Raw genomic sequence first — 16,563 nt, 5'->3', positions numbered from 1 at the left:
GTTGATTGAAATCAGGGCTTAGGCTCATCCAAACATCCACAGTTCGGGCGACGCAAACACGGTGGACCACGACATGCGACAAAAGCTAGTTGCCAGATTTGGCGAGAACGTCCCGCGCTACACGAGCTACCCGACCGCGCCGCATTTCCATCCAGGCGTTGATGCTGCCGTTTGTCGTGGCTGGCTGCAAGCGCTCGGCGGTGGTGACGAGATCTCGCTCTATCTGCACATCCCTTACTGCGACAAGCTTTGCTGGTTCTGTGCCTGCCATACCAAGCAGACACGCCATTACGAACCGGTGACCACATATCTGCGCTCACTGCATGCCGAGATCGCCACCGTCGCCAGTCTTGTCGCAGGCAAGGGTCGCGTCCGTGCCGTCCATCTCGGTGGCGGTTCGCCGACCATGCTCAAACCCGAAGATATGGTGGCGCTGGGAACCGCCCTGCGCAACAGCTTCGGCTTTCTTCCCGGCGCCAAGATCAGCGTTGAAATCGAACCCAACGATATGGATGAAGCCCGCCTCGATGCGCTTGCCGAAATCGGCATGACTCGTGCGAGCCTCGGCGTCCAGGACTTCGATCCGAAGGTTCAGAAGGCAATCAACCGCGAGCAGAGCTTTTTGCAGACCAAAGCGGTAGTCGACGGTGTTCGTTCGCGCGGCGTCGAATCCGTCAATCTAGACCTGCTCTACGGCCTGCCGCACCAGACCAAGGCGAGCGTTTCCTCAACGGTCGCGCAGGCACTGACCCTGGAGCCGGACAGGATAGCGCTTTTTGGCTACGCCCATGTACCGTGGTTCAAGAAACATCAGACGATGATAGACGAGGCATGGCTGCCCGGTCCCGCGGAGAGATTTGCTCAATCGCAACTGGCGGCGCGGGCGATCGTGGACCAGGGGTACGAAGCAATCGGCCTCGACCATTTCGCCAAACCCGGCGATGCCCTGGCCCTTGCAGCCCGCGCCGGAACACTGCACCGGAACTTTCAGGGTTACACCGACGATTGCTGCGAAACCTTGATTGGGCTAGGCCCATCGTCCATCAGCCAGTTTCGGCAGGGCTATGCGCAGAACATGCCTTCGACCAGCGAATATCGATGCACGGTTGATGACGGCGGGCTGGCCGCTGTTCGGGGTATCGCACTTTCCAACGACGACCGCGTTCGCGGCTGGATCATCGAACGTTTGATGTGCGACTTCGCCTTCTCGGCCATCGATCTGGTGGAACGCTTCGGCGAGGCCGGCCAGAGGCTCCTCCTTCAGTCAAGTTCCATGGCCCTCCACGATCCGGTTCGATTGCTTGAACTTGATGGCGACAGATTCGTTGTGCCGGCTGAAAGTCGCCCTTTCGTCCGAAGCATCGCGGCCAGGTTCGACAAATATTTCGAAGCTGGAACGGCCAGGCACTCGGCGGCAGTCTGAGCACTCAGAGGAACGGTCATGCCTCTCAGTCGATCATGGACCGCGGTACGTTTGTTGATCGGCGACCGTCGTATCGAGACAAGATTCGGAGCGGACCAGACGCGTCTTGGCGCAGCGACGATATCGTCCGCTCGAGCCCTGCCTGTCAGATCATGGTTGTCGGCGACAGCTCCCTTCGACCTGAACCACCCGTTCACCCGAATTCTGCCGGCGCAGTTCCAGTGGAAAGGGCCTGGCTTAGACGGCTCTCTTGTTACCCCAGAGCACAACGTGCAGCTGCGGTAGCACGCGGGCCTCGAACCATCTGTCGCGGGTCACGCTGTCAACCAGCCACTCCATGCGCTTCAATATTCCGTCAAGGTCGACAGGCGCGTCATCATTTGTGGGGTGTGGCGGCGTGTGATTGCCGGGCTGCAGATAGATCGGAAGTTGCGGAAATTGCGCAGCCGCGTCTTTCGCGTAGGTGTAGTCCCTTTCGTCGAAAACAATGAGCTTGAGCACGACTTGGGGCTTGCCTTGTGCCGCCTGGAGGCACGCCTCGACAGCGGCCCAATCTGTCGTCATTTGGCTTGACGGCGGCTTTGGGCTGAGGATCAGCACGTCAAGCCGCGCAAACCAGTCCCTGGCAAGCGACCCTTGGGTTTCCAGGGCAAAACGGTAACCGTCACCATGGCCCCGGTCGATGAGCGCGCCGAGCGGCTGGATGGCCGGATTGCCGCCTGATAGCGACACCATCAGCGGGCGGCCACCGGAAAGGGCAAGCACATTTTTCCACACCGCGCCAACGGACATCATCTCCCATTCATGGCGGAATTGATTGTCCACAGCATGGAGGCTGTCGCACCAGGAACAGCGATAGTCACACCCGCCGGTTCTGACGAAGATCGTCGGCAAACCTATGAGCACGCCCTCGCCCTGGATCGTCGGCCCGAAAATCTCGCTAACGCGGATTGCGGGATGAGTATTCGTCATGGCCGGTATTCCGCCCAGGTTTTCGGCGTTTCGCTCACCCGCACGGCCGCGGTTTCGCTCAGGCGTGCCTTGCACCAGTCGTAGAAATGTCTGGCCAGATATTCCGCCGTGACTTGCTCGTGTCCCAGCACGTCGTTGAGATGTCGGTGGTCGAAGCTCTCGTCGATGTAGCGTTTGAATGGCGCCAAGTCGTGGTAGTCGCGCACGAAGCCGTGATCGTCCAGTCCATCCGCTGAAAGCTCCACTTCGACGATGTAGTTATGTCCGTGCAGGCGCGCGCATTGGTGATCGGGTGGCAATGAGGTGAGCTGATGCGAGGCTGAGAAGTGGAATTCCTTGGTGATGCGGAACATTACGCGGTGGTCCTTCGCAGCGCTCCGAGCCAGAAGTCGGAGTCCTCATACTCGGTTGGGTCCGGGTGCCCAGCGATGTGAAACGCCTCACGCCGCTCGACGCAGGTCCCGCACCTCCCGCAATGACGCTCGGCGCCCTTGTAACAGGACCAGGTCTGCGCAAACGGCGTGCCGTATGTGGCTCCATCCGTAACAATGTCCGCCTTCGTCAGGTTCACATAGGGTGCATAAAGGCGAATCTGCGCGTAGCCGTCGAGCGCGTGGTCCTGCATCATCTGGAAAGCGTCGATGAAGGCCGGACGGCAATCGGGATAGACAACGTGATCCCCACCATGCACGGCCGTCGCCACTGCGTGAGCGTCTTGCGCTGCGGCGAGGCCGAAGGCAATGGCCAACATGATGGCGTTCCGGTTGGGCACCACCGTTATCTTCATCGTGTCTTCGGCATAGTGCCCGTCGGGCACGTCCACATTGTCGGTCAGCGCGGAGCCGGAAAGGCCGCCGCCGATCTCGTGGATATCGATGATTCGCTGCGGAACACTCAGGCGCTCCGCGCAAAGGGTGGCGAAGCCCAATTCCTTCCTATGCCGTTGGCCGTAATCGAACGATAGCAGGCCGGTAAGCTGGTGCTCCGCTGCCACCTTGTGGGCAAGAGTAACGGAATCCAATCCGCCGGAGCAGACGACGAGAGTCTTCATCGTTGGGTCCTTGTTTTAACCGGGTAGGCTGCGACCGGAGATTTCTCTGCGCTCCAGTACTTCAGGAAAACCATTTTGTGAAGTGAACGGAGACCAATTCGTGCGCTTGCGTGCGATGCGCAAAAAGCCTTCGCGGTGAGCTGCAAGGACACGGACTGGCGAGACGTCACCCTTGAGCGGAATGCTCAAAGTCGAACGCTTCTCGGGGCAAAGTTCTCGACGAGCAGAGCCCGGCGGTCCCGAGCGCCGAGCGACGCCATTGCAACGGTTTCGGGGTACAAAGCCGAGATGGGCTTGCCGCAAACAGCTCACTTACCAGGGATGAGAACGACGAGATCGAGCCCTTTGAAACGCATGTCTTAGCTATCCATGGCGTGGATGAATTCGATTGAAACAAACGATTTTACCAATTTTCCGGAATGTCGCATGGACCTGGCAGGACCTCACGTGCGCCGATCACTGCCTCTATCGCGTGGCGAGTCCCTTGAGAAGAGCCCGAAATAGGAAATCTGTCGCGTGCGGTGGGGATTGTACTGGGAATGAGAGGCAGCGCTCCGATCATGTCGAACTCTCCGACGAATGGCGGACCGGTACAATAGTTGATCGCAGCTGGTCCGGAGCTATGAAACATCTCGATTACATATGAGGTGCCGAGTGAATACGCTGACAGCACCCACCGTCGCAGCGTTTAGCTGACGTTTGACGACGGTTCCTGTCCATTTACACGCAGATTCTTGATGTGCTGGCGCAAAAGCGGGAGGCCGGCGACTTTTCTTCGTCATCGGGCTGACGCCGCAGAAGCCGGAACTCGTCCGGTTCCTATGGGCATTGGGCTTGGTCGGTCGCACAGGCTCTATGAGGGGCAATCTTGGCAACGCGACGCGACTCGGGTTTTGAACGACGCCGAAAACGCAAGCTGGAAAGGAACAAGATGGCAGATCAACTCGCCAACGAAATAGTCGACATGATCAAGAAGCGCGCCGCGTCGGAGGGCGGCATAGCGCCTGCCACAGGCGACGAAATAACGGCTGCCACGAAACTGACTTCGCTCGGTATCGATTCACTGGGATTGGCGGACGTTCTCTGGGACCTGGAGCAGGCCTACGGCATCGAGATCGAGATGAATACGGCCGACGCATGGTCGGATCTCCAGAATGTTGGGGACATGGTGGAAGCCGTGCGCACCTTGCTCGCTAAGGGGGTGTGAATGGACAGGCGCGTCGTGATTACTGGGATTGGCGGGATTTGCGGGCTTGGGACCAACGCCGCCGCCATTTGGACAGAGATGCGAGAAGGCCGCTCCGCCATCGGCCCAATCGTCAACTCCGAGCTCCATGAATTGAGGGTCAGGATCGGTGCCGAGATCAAGGCGCTGCCGGAGCATGACATCGACGGCAAGCAACTCATCTCCATGGACCGCTTCAGCCTGCTCGCTGTGCTTGCGGCGCGCGAAGCCATGCGTCAGGCCGGACTTTCCTCCAAAGAGGGAAATAGCTATCGCTTCGGTGCGACGGTGGGCGTTGGCGGCTGCGGGTGGGATGCGATCGAGCAAACCTACCGCGCCATCCTTCTGGGCGGTAAGCGTGCCGCTCTCTTGACTGTACCCAAGGCGATGCCGGGTGCCGCTGCCGGCCAGGTCAGCATGAGTCTCGGCCTGCGCGGGCCGGTCTTCGGCGTCACGTCCGCCTGTTCCTCGGCAAACCATGCGATTGCCTGCGCGGTGGACCAGATCAGGCACGGCCGGGCCGACGTGATGCTTGCCGGCGGCAGCGAAGCGCCGCTCATATGGGGTGTGCTGAAGGCATGGGAAGCGATCCGCGTGCTTTCGCCCGATGCTTGCCGCCCATTCTCGGCCGATCGCCAGGGCCTATCGCTTGGTGAAGGCGCCGGCATGGCGGTGCTGGAAAGCTACGAGCATGCCCTGGCTCGGGGCGCCACCATCCTTGCCGAAATTGCCGGTGCCGGCCTTTCCGCCGATGCGTCCGACATCGTCGCGCCGACTGTCGAGGGGCCGGAGGCAGCAATGCGGGCCTGCCTTGCCGATGCCAGGCTGGACGCCGAGGATGTCGACTATCTCAACGCGCACGGCACCGGCACAAAGGCCAACGACCAGATCGAGACGGCGGCGATCAAGCGCGTCTTCGGTCAGCACGCCTTCTCAATGTCCATTTCTTCTACCAAGTCCATGCACGCGCATTGCCTCGGCGCGTCCGGCGCGCTCGAGTTGATCGCCTGCGTGATGGCTATCCGCGAGAGCGTCGTGCCGCCGACTGCCAATTATCGTGAGCTGGACCCCGATTGCGATCTCGACGTCACGCCCAATGTGGCACGCGAGCGCAAGGTGCGGGTGGCACTGAGCAACTCCTTCGCCTTTGGCGGCACGAACGCGGTTCTGGCGTTCAGGCAGGTGTAGAAGCCATGAGAGATGCCTCCGGCAACATTATCTCTCGCATCCAGATGCTTGCCGGATAACTATTGTGAAGGGCGGGTCATTGACCGGCTCGGCGAATGCGGGAAGTGCAGCGGAAGCTCGACGATCCGGGGTATCGTCTTTGCGAAATTCTTAACTGTTGAAGCGGCTTGGACGTACCGCCGCCCCGTAAAAGGTAAGCGAGGCCCTGCGGGCTCGCCTTGAGGGCCTGAAGCTGTACACGACAATGTCTGGAAGTCGCAGGGTCGGCTCTGCGCCGGTTATAGTCGCCTGAGTGCTGCCGGCCCGGCCGCGCCGCGGGCGCCGTCAACGAACTCCTTGAACCTGCGGACCTTGCCTGTCTTGGCCGACGCTTCGAAGCGCGCCGTCGTGCTGGCCTCCAGATCCGCGACATGCTTGCGCAGGGTCGTGGTGGGCGCGAGGCCAAAGATGAAGTCGACGTCGTTGGCGCGGCACCAGTCGATGACCTGCGGGTTGCAATAATGGCTATCGCCGCGGAGCAGGATTCGAATGTTCGGCCAGTTGATCCGGATCGCCCGCACCAGACGGCGCAGGTCGGGGCGGATCTCAGCCCCACTCGGCCGCTTGGCCGCTCGCAGGCTCGCGCTGACGACCCGTCCCGCACCATCGAACACGACGATCGGCTGGAAGCCGTACTCGTCATGGTGGGCATTGAACAGGCGAGGCTGTTGGCCTCCGTGCACAGCGTCGAAGGTGTCGTCAATGTCGAGTACGATCCGCTTCGGCACCTGCCGGAACGAGGCGCAATAGAGATCGACCATCCCCCGTCCCATCGCGACCAACTCCCGCACGCCGGGTAGGTTCTCCAGCCGGCACAGCGTCGATTGCGACGCCAGATCCCGACCCGACGGCAGCGCATCCTGGGCCATCTTGAAGACCGGATCGCGGCGCAGCCGGTTGGCGTCGTTGCCGTCCTCGTAGCCGGCGGCGATCATCTTCATGCGAAAGCCGATCATGTCCGCCAGGCTGTGGACGACCTGGTCCGGGCAGCGCGGATCGTCGATGCAACGCGCCAGACGCTCGGCCACCCCCAACCGCTTTTCCACCTCGGCCAAGGCCAGAACGCCGCTGTTGGACGACAGCATGCCGCCGTCGAAACGGGCGACGACGGACTTGCCGCCGACTGATGACAAACCGCTCAGCGGCAGCGCAAGATCGTTCATGGTGGGTGTGGTCTCCGGGAAATGGTTCGGATCGGCTTAAGCAACCAAATCCTACGTCGTTTCAAGGCTTGCATCCAATCGGATCAAGCGTCGACATCAGCCGCAAGCTTCACATCACAACAGCTAATCCACCCATTGCAGATCATCCGATCTGTTCAGGCGGCGTCCGAAATGTCCAACTCCGACTCAAGAATTCCCACAGGTATGGAAAGCGATTTCGCTATCCGATCCCGATAGCCCTTGCTGTACCTCAGACCTCGCTCGATGTTTTGGATTTCCTCAGCGGCCAGCCCGCACGCGACCGCCAGGTCCTCGATCGAATACCCAAGGTGCTCGCGAAAAGCGCGGACGATGTGGGTTCCCTGGGACATAGCCGTCAAGACTGGTTCGGGAATGCGCGAATCATTCATAAAGATCTCCAAGAACATGGGAGCTCCCTCGGAGATTCCTCCCCGAGGCGCACACCTAGCAAATAAAAAAAATGGTCGTCCATTCGGCCGAACCGGCCTCATGCATGGGATGGGCCGCTGAATTGGCCGTGCCGGAATATGGCGGCTCACCTCCTTCTGATCAAATACCAAGGCTGCCCCTGCTGAGAGCCTGGTAGGCGTAGCGCATGCGACCTGCGATTCTTCGTGGACCATTCTCGCCGATGGCTTTCTTGAACAGCAACTCGAACCTTTCGGCACGGACACTGCTTCCTTCGGCAATCTCCACCGCGAGGCAGCGAAAGACCCGCTCGTAACCGCTACCGAGTTTCGCAATTGCAGCAAACAATGGTCATCTGGTTTCATCCGGGCTTCGGATCCAGACAAGGGGTACCGCTTTCCTGGAGGCGCATCGCCACCTGTACGGGTTCACAATCATTCGACCGTGACCGATTTTGCGAGATTGCGCGGCTGGTCTACATCCGTCCCCATGAAGAGCGCCGTGTGGTAGGCTAGAAGCTGCATCGGGAGCGAGAAGATCATTGGCGCGATAATCTCGTCGACAACCGGCAGCACGAGCGTGTGCATGGTTTCGAGTTTCGATACGGCTGCCCCTTTTTCATCGGTGATGAGGATAATCCGCCCTCCACGGGCAGCCACTTCCTGCATGTTGGAAACGGTCTTGTCGAAAAGACGGTCATGGGGCGCGATGACGATCACTGGCATGTTCTCGTCTATCAATGCGATCGGCCCGTGCTTCAATTCACCCGCTGCATAGCCCTCGGCATGGATGTAGGAAATCTCCTTGAGCTTCAGCGCACCTTCCATCGCTAGCGGGAAACTGGTGCCACGGCCGAGATACAGGACGTCACGACACTTTGACAGTTCGCGCGACAAGAACTCGATTTCCGGCTGGATGCTCTCGAGTACGTGGCCCATCACGCGCGGCAATTCGGCGAGGCTCCTGACGAGCGCCTGCAGCTCGTCTTCGGGGACGGTTCCCCGGGCTCTGGCGGCGCCGATGGCGAGTGCTGCTAGAACGGCCAGCTGGCAGGTAAAAGCCTTGGTAGAGGCGACGCCGATTTCTGGTCCGGCAAGGATCGGGAAAACCGTATCGGCCTCCCGAGCGATGGTCGATTCGCAGGCATTGACGATAGCGCCAATTTTCAGCCCACGCTCCTTGCAGTACCTCAATGACGCAAGCGTATCGGCGGTTTCGCCGGACTGCGAGATGACAAGAGCCGCCGACTGCGGCGGCAACGGGATCTCGCGGTAACGGAATTCGGACGCAACGTCGATTTCAACCGTCAGGCGCGCATAGCGCTCGAACCAGTATTTTCCGATCAGTCCGGCGAAATAGGCGGTCCCGCAGGCAGAGATCGCCAAGCTCGGGACCTTGGCGAAATCAATGCCAGGAACCATGTCGCGACCATCTATGATGTTAATGTAATGACGGAGAGCATGGGCGATGACCTCGGGCTGCTCGTAAATCTCCTTCTCCATGAAGTGGCGATGGTTGCCCTTGTTGGCCAGATCGGCCGCGGCCGTGGAGATATGGCGCGGACGCTCGACGGGATGGCCGTCGATATCGAAGATATGGGCGCCCGAATCGCCGACAACGGCCCAGTCGCCGTCGATGAGATAGGTAATTTCATTGGTGAAGGGAGCAAGGGCGATCGCGTCGGAGCCCAGGAACATCTCGCCGTCGCCGTGACCGATCGCGAGCGGTGGTCCGTTGCGCGCCGCCGTGATGGTCGACGGTTCATCTTCGAAGAGGATGGCAAGCGCATAGGCGCCCTTGACGCGTTTCAGCATGGCACGCGTGGCCTCTTGCGGCCTCATGCCCTCTCGGCGGTATCTTGTCAAGAGATGCCCAACGACCTCGGTGTCGGTGTCGGTCTGGAACTCGGCGCCATCCGCCGCCAATTCGTCCTTCAGCTCGGTGAAATTCTCGATGATGCCATTATGGACTACGGCGACACCGTCGCTAAAGTGCGGGTGCGCATTGCGTTCGGTCGAGGCCCCGTGGGTTGCCCAACGCGTGTGGCCGATGCCGACGTTGCCGCTCAGCGGCTCTTCCTTCAGTCGCCTCTCGAGATTGACGAGCTTGCCCTCGGCGCGCCGGCGGTGCAAGGCACCCTCGATGATCGTCGCAACGCCGGCGGAATCATAGCCGCGATATTCCAAACCCTTCAACGCGCCGATCAACCGATCCGACACCGGCTGTTGCCCAACGATGCCAACAATCCCGCACATGTTCGTCTCCGCATCTTTGCGGGCAGCACCAGCCCACGCGAGACGGATACCGTCCGGCCGCTTTAAGTGGCGGCCTTGTAGTAGTAGTATTCCATAATATTGGTAAAATTGATTGTTGTGATAACTACCATCCACACGATGGATAGGTCGGCCGCTGTGGAGCGACGACCCAAACTTCTATTCGCGCCTGACGCTCTTATGAGGATCGCAAACTCACACCTGCGGCAGGATCACGGCCTCAAAAAGGCCAGGAGGCCTTGGACAGTGGTGGACGATGGGCCTGCCACCCTTGTCAGGCAGTCGGCATCTAGGAGCATTGTGCCGCCGACTTGGGCATCGGCGATGGTCTGTCTTGGCGACGGCCTGGGTTCGCTTCAGGACCGTCGTCGTCTCGCGCGGCTGCCGGTGTCAGTTGACGAGAACAAAAGTCCGCCGGGGGCGAGCGCCTCGCGCACGGCACGTGCCAGCCGCGGTCGGTCCGGGACGCCGTCGAAGGCGTTGGCCGTGAAGACGGAGTCGACGGGGCGTGACACCAGAGTAGCGAGTTCATAGCGCGTAGCCGGCGACGAATTCGCAATTGGTCGCGCCGGCGCCGGTCAGCCGGCGCTGCGGCCTCCAGCTGGTCGGCGTAGTGCGACGACATGGGGGGCGATCGTGGCGATCGGCACAGCCGCCCCGCAACAGAGGTCGACCACCCCATGCCCGGCTTCAGCCCGGTTGTCGCAAGCCCCATCTTCGCTGCGGTCGCGCTTCTCATGCTGCTCTTTCCTCGCCTTTGCAAGAACACGAACTTCGGTCGGAATGGCAATGTGGCGAAGGGGGGCGACCCGATCTGCGTCAAGCTCATCGCCAGGGAAGAGGCGAAATGATGGGCAGCCCCACTAGCGCCTGATCACCAACCCCAGTTACTGGCACATTCTACATCAGCTACCAACTGACAAACGTAAGGCAGGAGACGGATGAGACGTGGACGGTGTTCGACCGTCGTACCACAGAGTCGCCATAAGTCGCATTTAGGAGATCCTAATGTTTGATGCAAATGGCTGGGAACGTTGCTCACCCTCAACTCGGAGGTGACCGTTACCATAAACAGCGGATGGGCTGGTGCCGTCATTAAGTTAAAGGCGACTTGCCTCCTCTAGCCGTTTTCGCAACCTATCCCGTCGCCGTCTCGGTCAAGATCATAGATATCGGTGCCTACGCAGAGACCGGCCCGTGTACGTATGCGGGACCATTGCCCTTTCCGGAGGAACAGTCGACATCGCTGGCGATTGGAACACAGGCGCCTGTGTAGTTAGGGTCGCAGGATTCTTGGCCATGAGCGCTGCTGATGAATAACGCCAGACCCAGAGCGACCGCGCTTAGACGACGACGTCGAGCCGGAGTGCGCATCGCCCTCTGCGGTGAGGCCTCCGTAAGCGGCTGCGACGACCGACAGAGTCGACAATCACGCGCTTCGTTCAGCGCCCCGAGGTGATCATGGCTGAAAGCGGCCCTACAAGGGCGGGCGGTAGTAGCCTTCAAAGCCGACAAGAGGCAAACGCTGTGGAATCGTGTGCAGGGCGAGGTCGGCGGCCCGGTCCCGAAGGAGCATAAGAAGAACAAGGCCGAATGGCTGAAGCCGGGACTGGTCGGCCGTGTCACGAGGTCGAAGGGCGAAGAGAAGCTGCGCCTCGCGAGGCTACGGATTTCTGGGAGGATAACCAAAGAGCGCGGCCAGTCTTAGGTATATTGTACGATTGTTACCCAAGCGGCGGCCGCATGGACTCTCATCTTCGTGGAACTACATTGCCACAATGGCACAGCTCTTTGAGTCCGCCCCAATGAGGGCTTCATTTCAGATGATCGTGGACCACTATGAGACAGCGGTTTCACTCCAGGAGCGCATTGTGACTCGCGCTCGACAAGTCGGCTTGTCAACGAAAAGCGATGACGAATTTCTGGAGTATCTGAATGCCGCGTTAGCGCGGGCGCGCCAAAGCTTGGCTCGGGCCGATTAACGTAATTGATTAAAAATGGGACATCCGCGGTCCGCAGGCATACAGTGTGCCATCGGCGGCAACTCTAAGGGCGTCCGTCGGCTGTGAGCGATCAACATGCTTCCGCCCCAATAGGGAGAGGGAGCTATGACAGACTCCAGTTCACAAACTCACACTGCCGCGCAATGCGACACCCGCCAAAATTCCATCTATCGCAATTCGCTGCTGCTTCGAATGTGCTCGGCAGATTTGGCCTTGCTGCAACCTCATTTGGAAAGCGTCTCCCTTGGACTGCAGACGCATCTCGAAGTGGCGGGGTCTCCAATCAGAACCGTGTACTTCTTCGAGAGCGGTCTCGGGTCAGTGGTGGGCGAACTGCGGCCTGGTATTGAAGCTGAGATCGGAATCATAGGTTGTGAGGGTATGACCGGCTCAGCGCTTATCATGGGCGATGACCGGTCAACGCACGATTGTTACGTCCAATTAGAAGCCCGAGCCTTTGTTATCGACGCGGGCCTCTTCACCAAGGCGCTTCTGACAAGCCCAACCCTGCGAACCTTTCTGCTCCGCTACGTTCACTACTTTCACCTCCAGGCAAGCTTCACCGCGCTCAGCAATGCCCGGATGAAACATAGTCGACAGGCTCTCAAGATGGCTGGTGATGTGTGATGATCGCGTCGAGGGGAACAGCTTTGCGATTACGCACGAGTTCTTATCAGTTATGCTCGGTGTCAGGCGGCCCGGCGTCACCATAGCGCTGCAAACCTTGGAGGGCCAAGGTCTGATACGCTCAATGCGAGGAGAGGTAGTCATTCTTGATCGCGCGCGTCTAATTGCGCTGGCAGATGGGTCATATGGCAGGGCTGAAGCCGAATACGGTCGGCTAATCAGCCAACTGCATTGATCGCAGGCGCCGCGACGGTGATCGCCAACGAATGTGCTCGAACAGGAGATGGTCGATCTCCTGCATTGGAGTCATGTCCGGGTAAGCCGCCTAGACAGAGCCTTCACCGCCGACGTTGCCGAGCATCGGGATCCAAGACGAAGCTGTCATGCCGGCACCGCTGCATGCGCCGCGCGAGGAACAAGCCGCCGCTCGCATTCGTTCAGGATCCCGAAGCACGATACGGCTGTGCACCACCTTCCGGCCACTCCAAAGGAGACCCGAGACGACTCGGTCCGTAGAGGAGGTTTTCGAAGAGCATCTGAGGCTTCGCGCGGCAGGCGATCCCGAGGAGGATCTCTTGGGCGCACTGCCATCTAACCTCGATTAAACAGGCACTGATGCGCTAGCTGGAGCAATGGCGAGACTCATTGCGCCAGCCGCATAGCCTTAGCGGATCACAGGCTCGCCATGGAAGCGGCGGCGCGATGGAGGAGAAACGCCGAAGCCAACTTCCATCATCAGCCGTGGCCTGTGCGCCGGCACGGTGCCCATATGGAAACCGAACGGATCCTCGACGAAACCGAAACCGGCCTCGCCGGTCAGCGTGACCGGGCTCTGCTTGCCGTAGACGTCCAGAATCTCTTGCGCGGGATGGCCGACGACAAGCGTAAGTTGGTGCTTGAGGGCGCGGCGATTATGGCTGCCGCGAACATAGATATGCGGGCCGGTCCCCTCGTCGACGGGCACCAGATAGAAAAAGAACTTCAGCATCCGCCAGTCGTCCAGGTCGAAGTGGTATTTGCCGAGCGAAGCCAGGTTCTTGTCGGCGTCGGAGGCCTGGCCGGTCGGGAAGCTCCACCAGACGCGCGTAGTGATCAGCGTCGCCTGGCCGCCGAGATAGTGCGCGGCGACATCCATGAGCAGCGGATCGTTTTGGATGGCAACGGCCGACTTACAGCCCAGAATGCGCTCGAAATAATGGCCGCTGAGCAACGGACGGCCAAACCGCGCCTCAGCCTCCACATGCTCCGCCGGCATGAATTCGAGTCGGCGATCGAAATTGCCGAAACAAGGTGTGCACCTGGCGAATGCGGCTACATCTTCAGCCACCATTGTTGGCAGGACGAGGCCGGGAAAAAGCCCATCCATCCGCAGCGCGTCGACAACGTCGTGGCAATTGACACCGGCAAACATCGTGCCCACGGCTCTTTGCGACCTTCGGACCGGCTTTGCACCACGCCAGTGCATTCTCCGTGCCGGCATGGTGCGCGCCAACATGAACATGGGAAGCCACGCCGGGTTCTCGCGAAGATCCGACAGGTAGGTCGGAATGCGTACAGCTATGCGACGCAGCATGCTGCCGTTTCGCGCGATTGTCTCAAGGCTTGCAGCGCCGGCTTTGTCGGGGTTCATAACGGTCATCGGGATCCTCAGGGCATGAATGCACTTATCGACGAAGCGTTGGGTCTCAGTGCTTCGCCGAAACCCGATTCGCCGCGGAAGAACTAGGCGCTTGCCACGTTTTGTGCAACGCACAATTGCAGTGAGCAATGGAGGTTGCGCGCGAGTAAGACAATCACAACCACCCCAATTACCTTAGGAACTGTCTGTAGCCGCCGCCCATCAGGTAGCGGCCACGTTGGATGGCGCGACGTACCTGATCGCGAAGATGGCCACCTGGATGACGCCAATCTTCTTCGACACGGCATCTCCCGAACAAAGCAATGGCGACCTCCTGATGAGATGCCCCCGCAAGCGAGCCATCCAAGGCCTGGAGTACGATGCGCAGACGCGCTCCGCGGTGTTCCGGCGGAAAGCATGCAACTGACAGGCGGCCGCAACCGTTGACGTCATTGAGGAACTGAAGGGCAGCGACATGGAACTTGAAGTGCTGCGGCTGAACGATTGCGTCGACATATAGCCGCAACGGGCCGAGGACGGACGCACCGGAAACGGCGATCTGCAGACTCCGGCAGTTCTCTCTCAGCAGCACGTGCTGCACGCCCGCAGCTGTCAGCAGGATGTCCTTGCAGCATGAGAGCGAAGAAAGTTGAAGCGGTTCAAAATCGTGGTCGAGCCCAAGCGGCTCCGCGGCCGCTCGTAGAATACAGGCGCAATCGCGCGGATCCCAAAAGACCCTTGCCGTTGTAGCGTCCGACTGTGGCGCGTCCGCGAAAAAGAAGGCTCCATTGTCTTAGGAAAGCTGATCCTGTCGTCAACTCGATTATCTGCATGTCGCCTTGGGGTCCGACAATGCAGGCGGACGGTGCCATTTTGGCGTGGTCGCGCTGGAATTGTGGATTGCGCCGAAGAAACTCCCAGGCCCAGCCAGTGCGTGGCAATCGTCTGGCGTAGTGGTAAGCGTCCTGGCGCCGCCAGTCCGGCCAGCATACAAGACCGACCGTCGCTTCCTTGGACAGACCAGCATCCTTCATGGCTCAGGTGTCCACTATGGCGCTATGCTGACGGGCCCAGAACCGGTTGCCACAGTACCGGTCCACTCAGACGTCCCCTGCTGCGGATGCGCAAAAGGCTCGCGTGAGAAATCTCGAGAAATCCAGCCACCGCCTCCGTTTTGCCGACGGACTTGGGTTGTCCGATGCGTGACAATGGCCACGTAGCCAGGCGGAGGATCCGCTCCATGCGCGTATCCGTCACCGTTACTATCCGGGTCAGATCCTTGGCCAAGCCGAACTCGATCATGGCCGCGAAGAGCTCGTAGGTCGCCTGGGCCAGCCCGCCCGCAGCCTTGGGCGTCGACGGAGGAAGATCGAGCGCGAAACGACTGCTCTCCCATATGTCGGTGGTCGAAGGCACGACGTCAGCACCCAGAAGCACCGGGAACGTGTCGCGCAACATTGTGGGTCCGGTGCTGGGCAGAAGACGCACGCAACCGCGAATTCGCCAGTCGGATCCTTTGAGCAGCAGATAGACGGGCTTCAGAGCATCAAACGAATCGGATTCCATCTGGTCTTCGGTATCAACTTCCCAATCGAGCCTTTCCTTGAACACCCGAAACCTGAGCCCGTGCATCTCTTTGAGTTCGCCTGCAAACTCGTTGTAAAAGTCTGGTGTTATCAGTTGCATCATGGTCGCCTCCATGTGGGATGTGTTCCCGCCATCGAAGGGCAAAGCTGACAGCGATGCAGCCTGTAGAGGTTTACAGGTATCGTGGCTGAAGAATCAGGATCTCGTCTGGCCGGAGGCAGCCATGCGTGCAACGGCCTGGTTGATCGTTCGAACGCCAAACTTTGCCTTGGCGTTTTCCAAGTGAAAAGTCACGGTGCGCTTTGAGACGCCGAGAAGCTGGCTGATATCCCAAGCCGACTTGCCGCGCGCCGCCCATTTCAGGCACTCGAACTCCCGCGGGGTGAGCGTTACACCATCCACCACGCGATCATCGGCGAGCCTGCGCCGGACATGGATATGAAAGTTGATGGCCACCAGCTGCAATGCTTTTTCGTAACGTGCCAGTGACCGCAACAGAGGCGGACGGGACTCGTCGGAAGCAAAGGTCAAGGCAGCAAACCGGCCGAGATGATCATGCATGGACATCGTTAGGCCGCCGCAGATGCCAAACTCAGCCGCACTCTCCAGAATTTGTTGCTGCGAATTCGGCAGACAGTGCCGAGCGCGATCCACACCCCAATCGAATGTATCCCAGCCTTGCAGCCCGCGCAGGATGACCGGATCAAGACTGTGGTACCGCTGTTGCAGGTAACGTGATGTCCAGGATGAAGGATAGTTTGAGATCAATTGGGGGGCGTCGCCGGAGGCCGACGGGTAAGTGAAATAGGCGAATAGCGGAAAGTCGAAGCCGGCTGCAGCGGAAGCCATTGCCTCACTGAGATCGGCAGCATCAACACTTGCAGACAGTTGCTCGACGAAGTTCTCAAACACGCGATGCATTTGCCCTGTGCGCAACCTCCGTAATCGCTCGATGCCAAGCAGAG

The 16,563-nt window shown here is 59.8% G+C and carries 15 protein-coding genes and 2 pseudogenes; 5 read left to right on the top strand and 12 right to left on the bottom strand.

Features of this window, described 5'->3' with window-relative positions; genetic code table 11:
• The first annotated feature begins 73 nt into the window (after nt 1–73).
• Nucleotides 74–1,423, top strand: a complete 1,350-nt coding sequence (gene hemN / locus NKJ89_RS10775) for an oxygen-independent coproporphyrinogen III oxidase (protein ID WP_352550316.1) — start codon at nt 74–76, stop codon at nt 1,421–1,423.
• Between the two features lie 237 nt (nt 1,424–1,660).
• Here hemN and queE read toward each other — a convergent pair whose 3' ends face one another.
• From queE to queC, 3 genes are read right to left on the bottom strand one after another with little or no spacing between them, the layout of a single operon-like run.
• A complete protein-coding gene (gene queE, locus NKJ89_RS10770) occupies nt 1,661–2,395 on the bottom strand; it encodes a 7-carboxy-7-deazaguanine synthase QueE (protein ID WP_352550315.1) in 735 nt (244 codons plus the stop codon).
• The gene (gene queD / locus NKJ89_RS10765) at nt 2,392–2,748 is read right to left on the bottom strand and encodes a 6-carboxytetrahydropterin synthase QueD (protein WP_023673552.1); all 357 of its coding nucleotides are present in this window, start codon (nt 2,746–2,748) and stop codon (nt 2,392–2,394) included. Before queD ends, queE begins: the two co-directional genes overlap by 4 nt.
• On the bottom strand, nt 2,748–3,446 hold the full coding sequence (gene queC, locus NKJ89_RS10760; RefSeq protein ID WP_352550290.1) for a 7-cyano-7-deazaguanine synthase QueC: 699 nt from the start codon (nt 3,444–3,446) through the stop codon (nt 2,748–2,750). Before queC ends, queD begins: the two co-directional genes overlap by 1 nt.
• Before the next feature lie 931 nt (nt 3,447–4,377).
• Here queC and NKJ89_RS10755 point away from each other — a divergent pair.
• Nucleotides 4,378–4,653: an acyl carrier protein gene (locus NKJ89_RS10755; protein ID WP_352553915.1), complete on the top strand. Its 276-nt coding sequence runs from the start codon at nt 4,378–4,380 to the stop codon at nt 4,651–4,653.
• Entirely contained in the window at nt 4,654–5,859 is a 1,206-nt protein-coding gene (locus tag NKJ89_RS10750; RefSeq protein WP_352553917.1) for a beta-ketoacyl-[acyl-carrier-protein] synthase family protein, read from the top strand.
• On the opposite strand, the pseudogene NKJ89_RS10745 reads toward NKJ89_RS10750, so the two are convergent.
• The 4 genes and pseudogenes from NKJ89_RS10745 to glmS all read right to left on the bottom strand — a co-directional run.
• Nucleotides 5,846–6,008 (bottom strand): annotated as a pseudogene (locus NKJ89_RS10745) (LysR family transcriptional regulator); the annotation flags it as partial. The gene NKJ89_RS10750 and the pseudogene NKJ89_RS10745 overlap by 14 nt on opposite strands.
• Nucleotides 6,009–6,176: 168 nt before the next feature.
• Nucleotides 6,177–7,061: pseudogene (locus NKJ89_RS10740) on the bottom strand (IS1380 family transposase); the annotation flags it as partial.
• A 155-nt stretch (nt 7,062–7,216) separates the two neighbouring features.
• Nucleotides 7,217–7,489 (bottom strand): helix-turn-helix domain-containing protein, encoded by a 273-nt coding sequence (locus NKJ89_RS10735; RefSeq protein ID WP_352550880.1) that lies wholly within the window; start codon nt 7,487–7,489, stop codon nt 7,217–7,219.
• Between the two features lie 435 nt (nt 7,490–7,924).
• The gene (glmS, locus tag NKJ89_RS10730) at nt 7,925–9,745 is read right to left on the bottom strand and encodes a glutamine--fructose-6-phosphate transaminase (isomerizing) (RefSeq protein WP_352602247.1); all 1,821 of its coding nucleotides are present in this window, start codon (nt 9,743–9,745) and stop codon (nt 7,925–7,927) included.
• 2,126 nt (nt 9,746–11,871) lie between these two features.
• On the opposite strand from glmS, the gene NKJ89_RS10725 reads away from it, so the two are divergent.
• Nucleotides 11,872–12,393, top strand: a complete 522-nt coding sequence (locus NKJ89_RS10725; protein ID WP_352602245.1) for a cyclic nucleotide-binding domain-containing protein — start codon at nt 11,872–11,874, stop codon at nt 12,391–12,393.
• On the top strand, nt 12,386–12,628 hold the full coding sequence (locus tag NKJ89_RS10720) for a helix-turn-helix domain-containing protein (protein ID WP_352602243.1): 243 nt from the start codon (nt 12,386–12,388) through the stop codon (nt 12,626–12,628). The genes NKJ89_RS10725 and NKJ89_RS10720 overlap by 8 nt, the downstream gene beginning before the upstream one ends.
• 429 nt (nt 12,629–13,057) lie before the next feature.
• Here NKJ89_RS10720 and NKJ89_RS10715 read toward each other — a convergent pair whose 3' ends face one another.
• The 5 genes from NKJ89_RS10715 to NKJ89_RS10695 form a co-directional block, all read right to left on the bottom strand.
• Nucleotides 13,058–14,032: a hypothetical protein gene (locus tag NKJ89_RS10715; protein ID WP_352602241.1), complete on the bottom strand. Its 975-nt coding sequence runs from the start codon at nt 14,030–14,032 to the stop codon at nt 13,058–13,060.
• A 169-nt stretch (nt 14,033–14,201) separates the two neighbouring features.
• Nucleotides 14,202–14,603, bottom strand: coding sequence for a DUF2285 domain-containing protein (locus NKJ89_RS10710; RefSeq protein ID WP_352550887.1), 402 nt, complete (start codon nt 14,601–14,603; stop codon nt 14,202–14,204).
• A gap of 67 nt (nt 14,604–14,670) precedes the next feature.
• Nucleotides 14,671–15,045 carry a transcriptional regulator domain-containing protein gene (locus NKJ89_RS10705; RefSeq protein ID WP_352550888.1) on the bottom strand — a complete coding sequence of 125 codons (375 nt, stop codon included), beginning with the start codon at nt 15,043–15,045 and terminating at the stop codon, nt 14,671–14,673.
• A 22-nt stretch (nt 15,046–15,067) separates the two neighbouring features.
• Nucleotides 15,068–15,700: an acyl-homoserine-lactone synthase gene (locus tag NKJ89_RS10700; RefSeq protein WP_352550890.1), complete on the bottom strand. Its 633-nt coding sequence runs from the start codon at nt 15,698–15,700 to the stop codon at nt 15,068–15,070.
• A gap of 93 nt (nt 15,701–15,793) precedes the next feature.
• Nucleotides 15,794–16,519 carry a LuxR family transcriptional regulator gene (locus NKJ89_RS10695; protein WP_352602239.1) on the bottom strand — a complete coding sequence of 242 codons (726 nt, stop codon included), beginning with the start codon at nt 16,517–16,519 and terminating at the stop codon, nt 15,794–15,796.
• Nucleotides 16,520–16,563: the final 44 nt, after the last annotated feature.

It is taken from the genome of Mesorhizobium sp. M0047 (assembly GCF_040323315.1).
Lineage (GTDB): Bacteria > Pseudomonadota > Alphaproteobacteria > Rhizobiales > Rhizobiaceae > Mesorhizobium.
The sequence above is the reverse complement of the archived record's forward strand: the minus strand, read 5'-3'. Positions and strand labels throughout refer to the sequence as shown.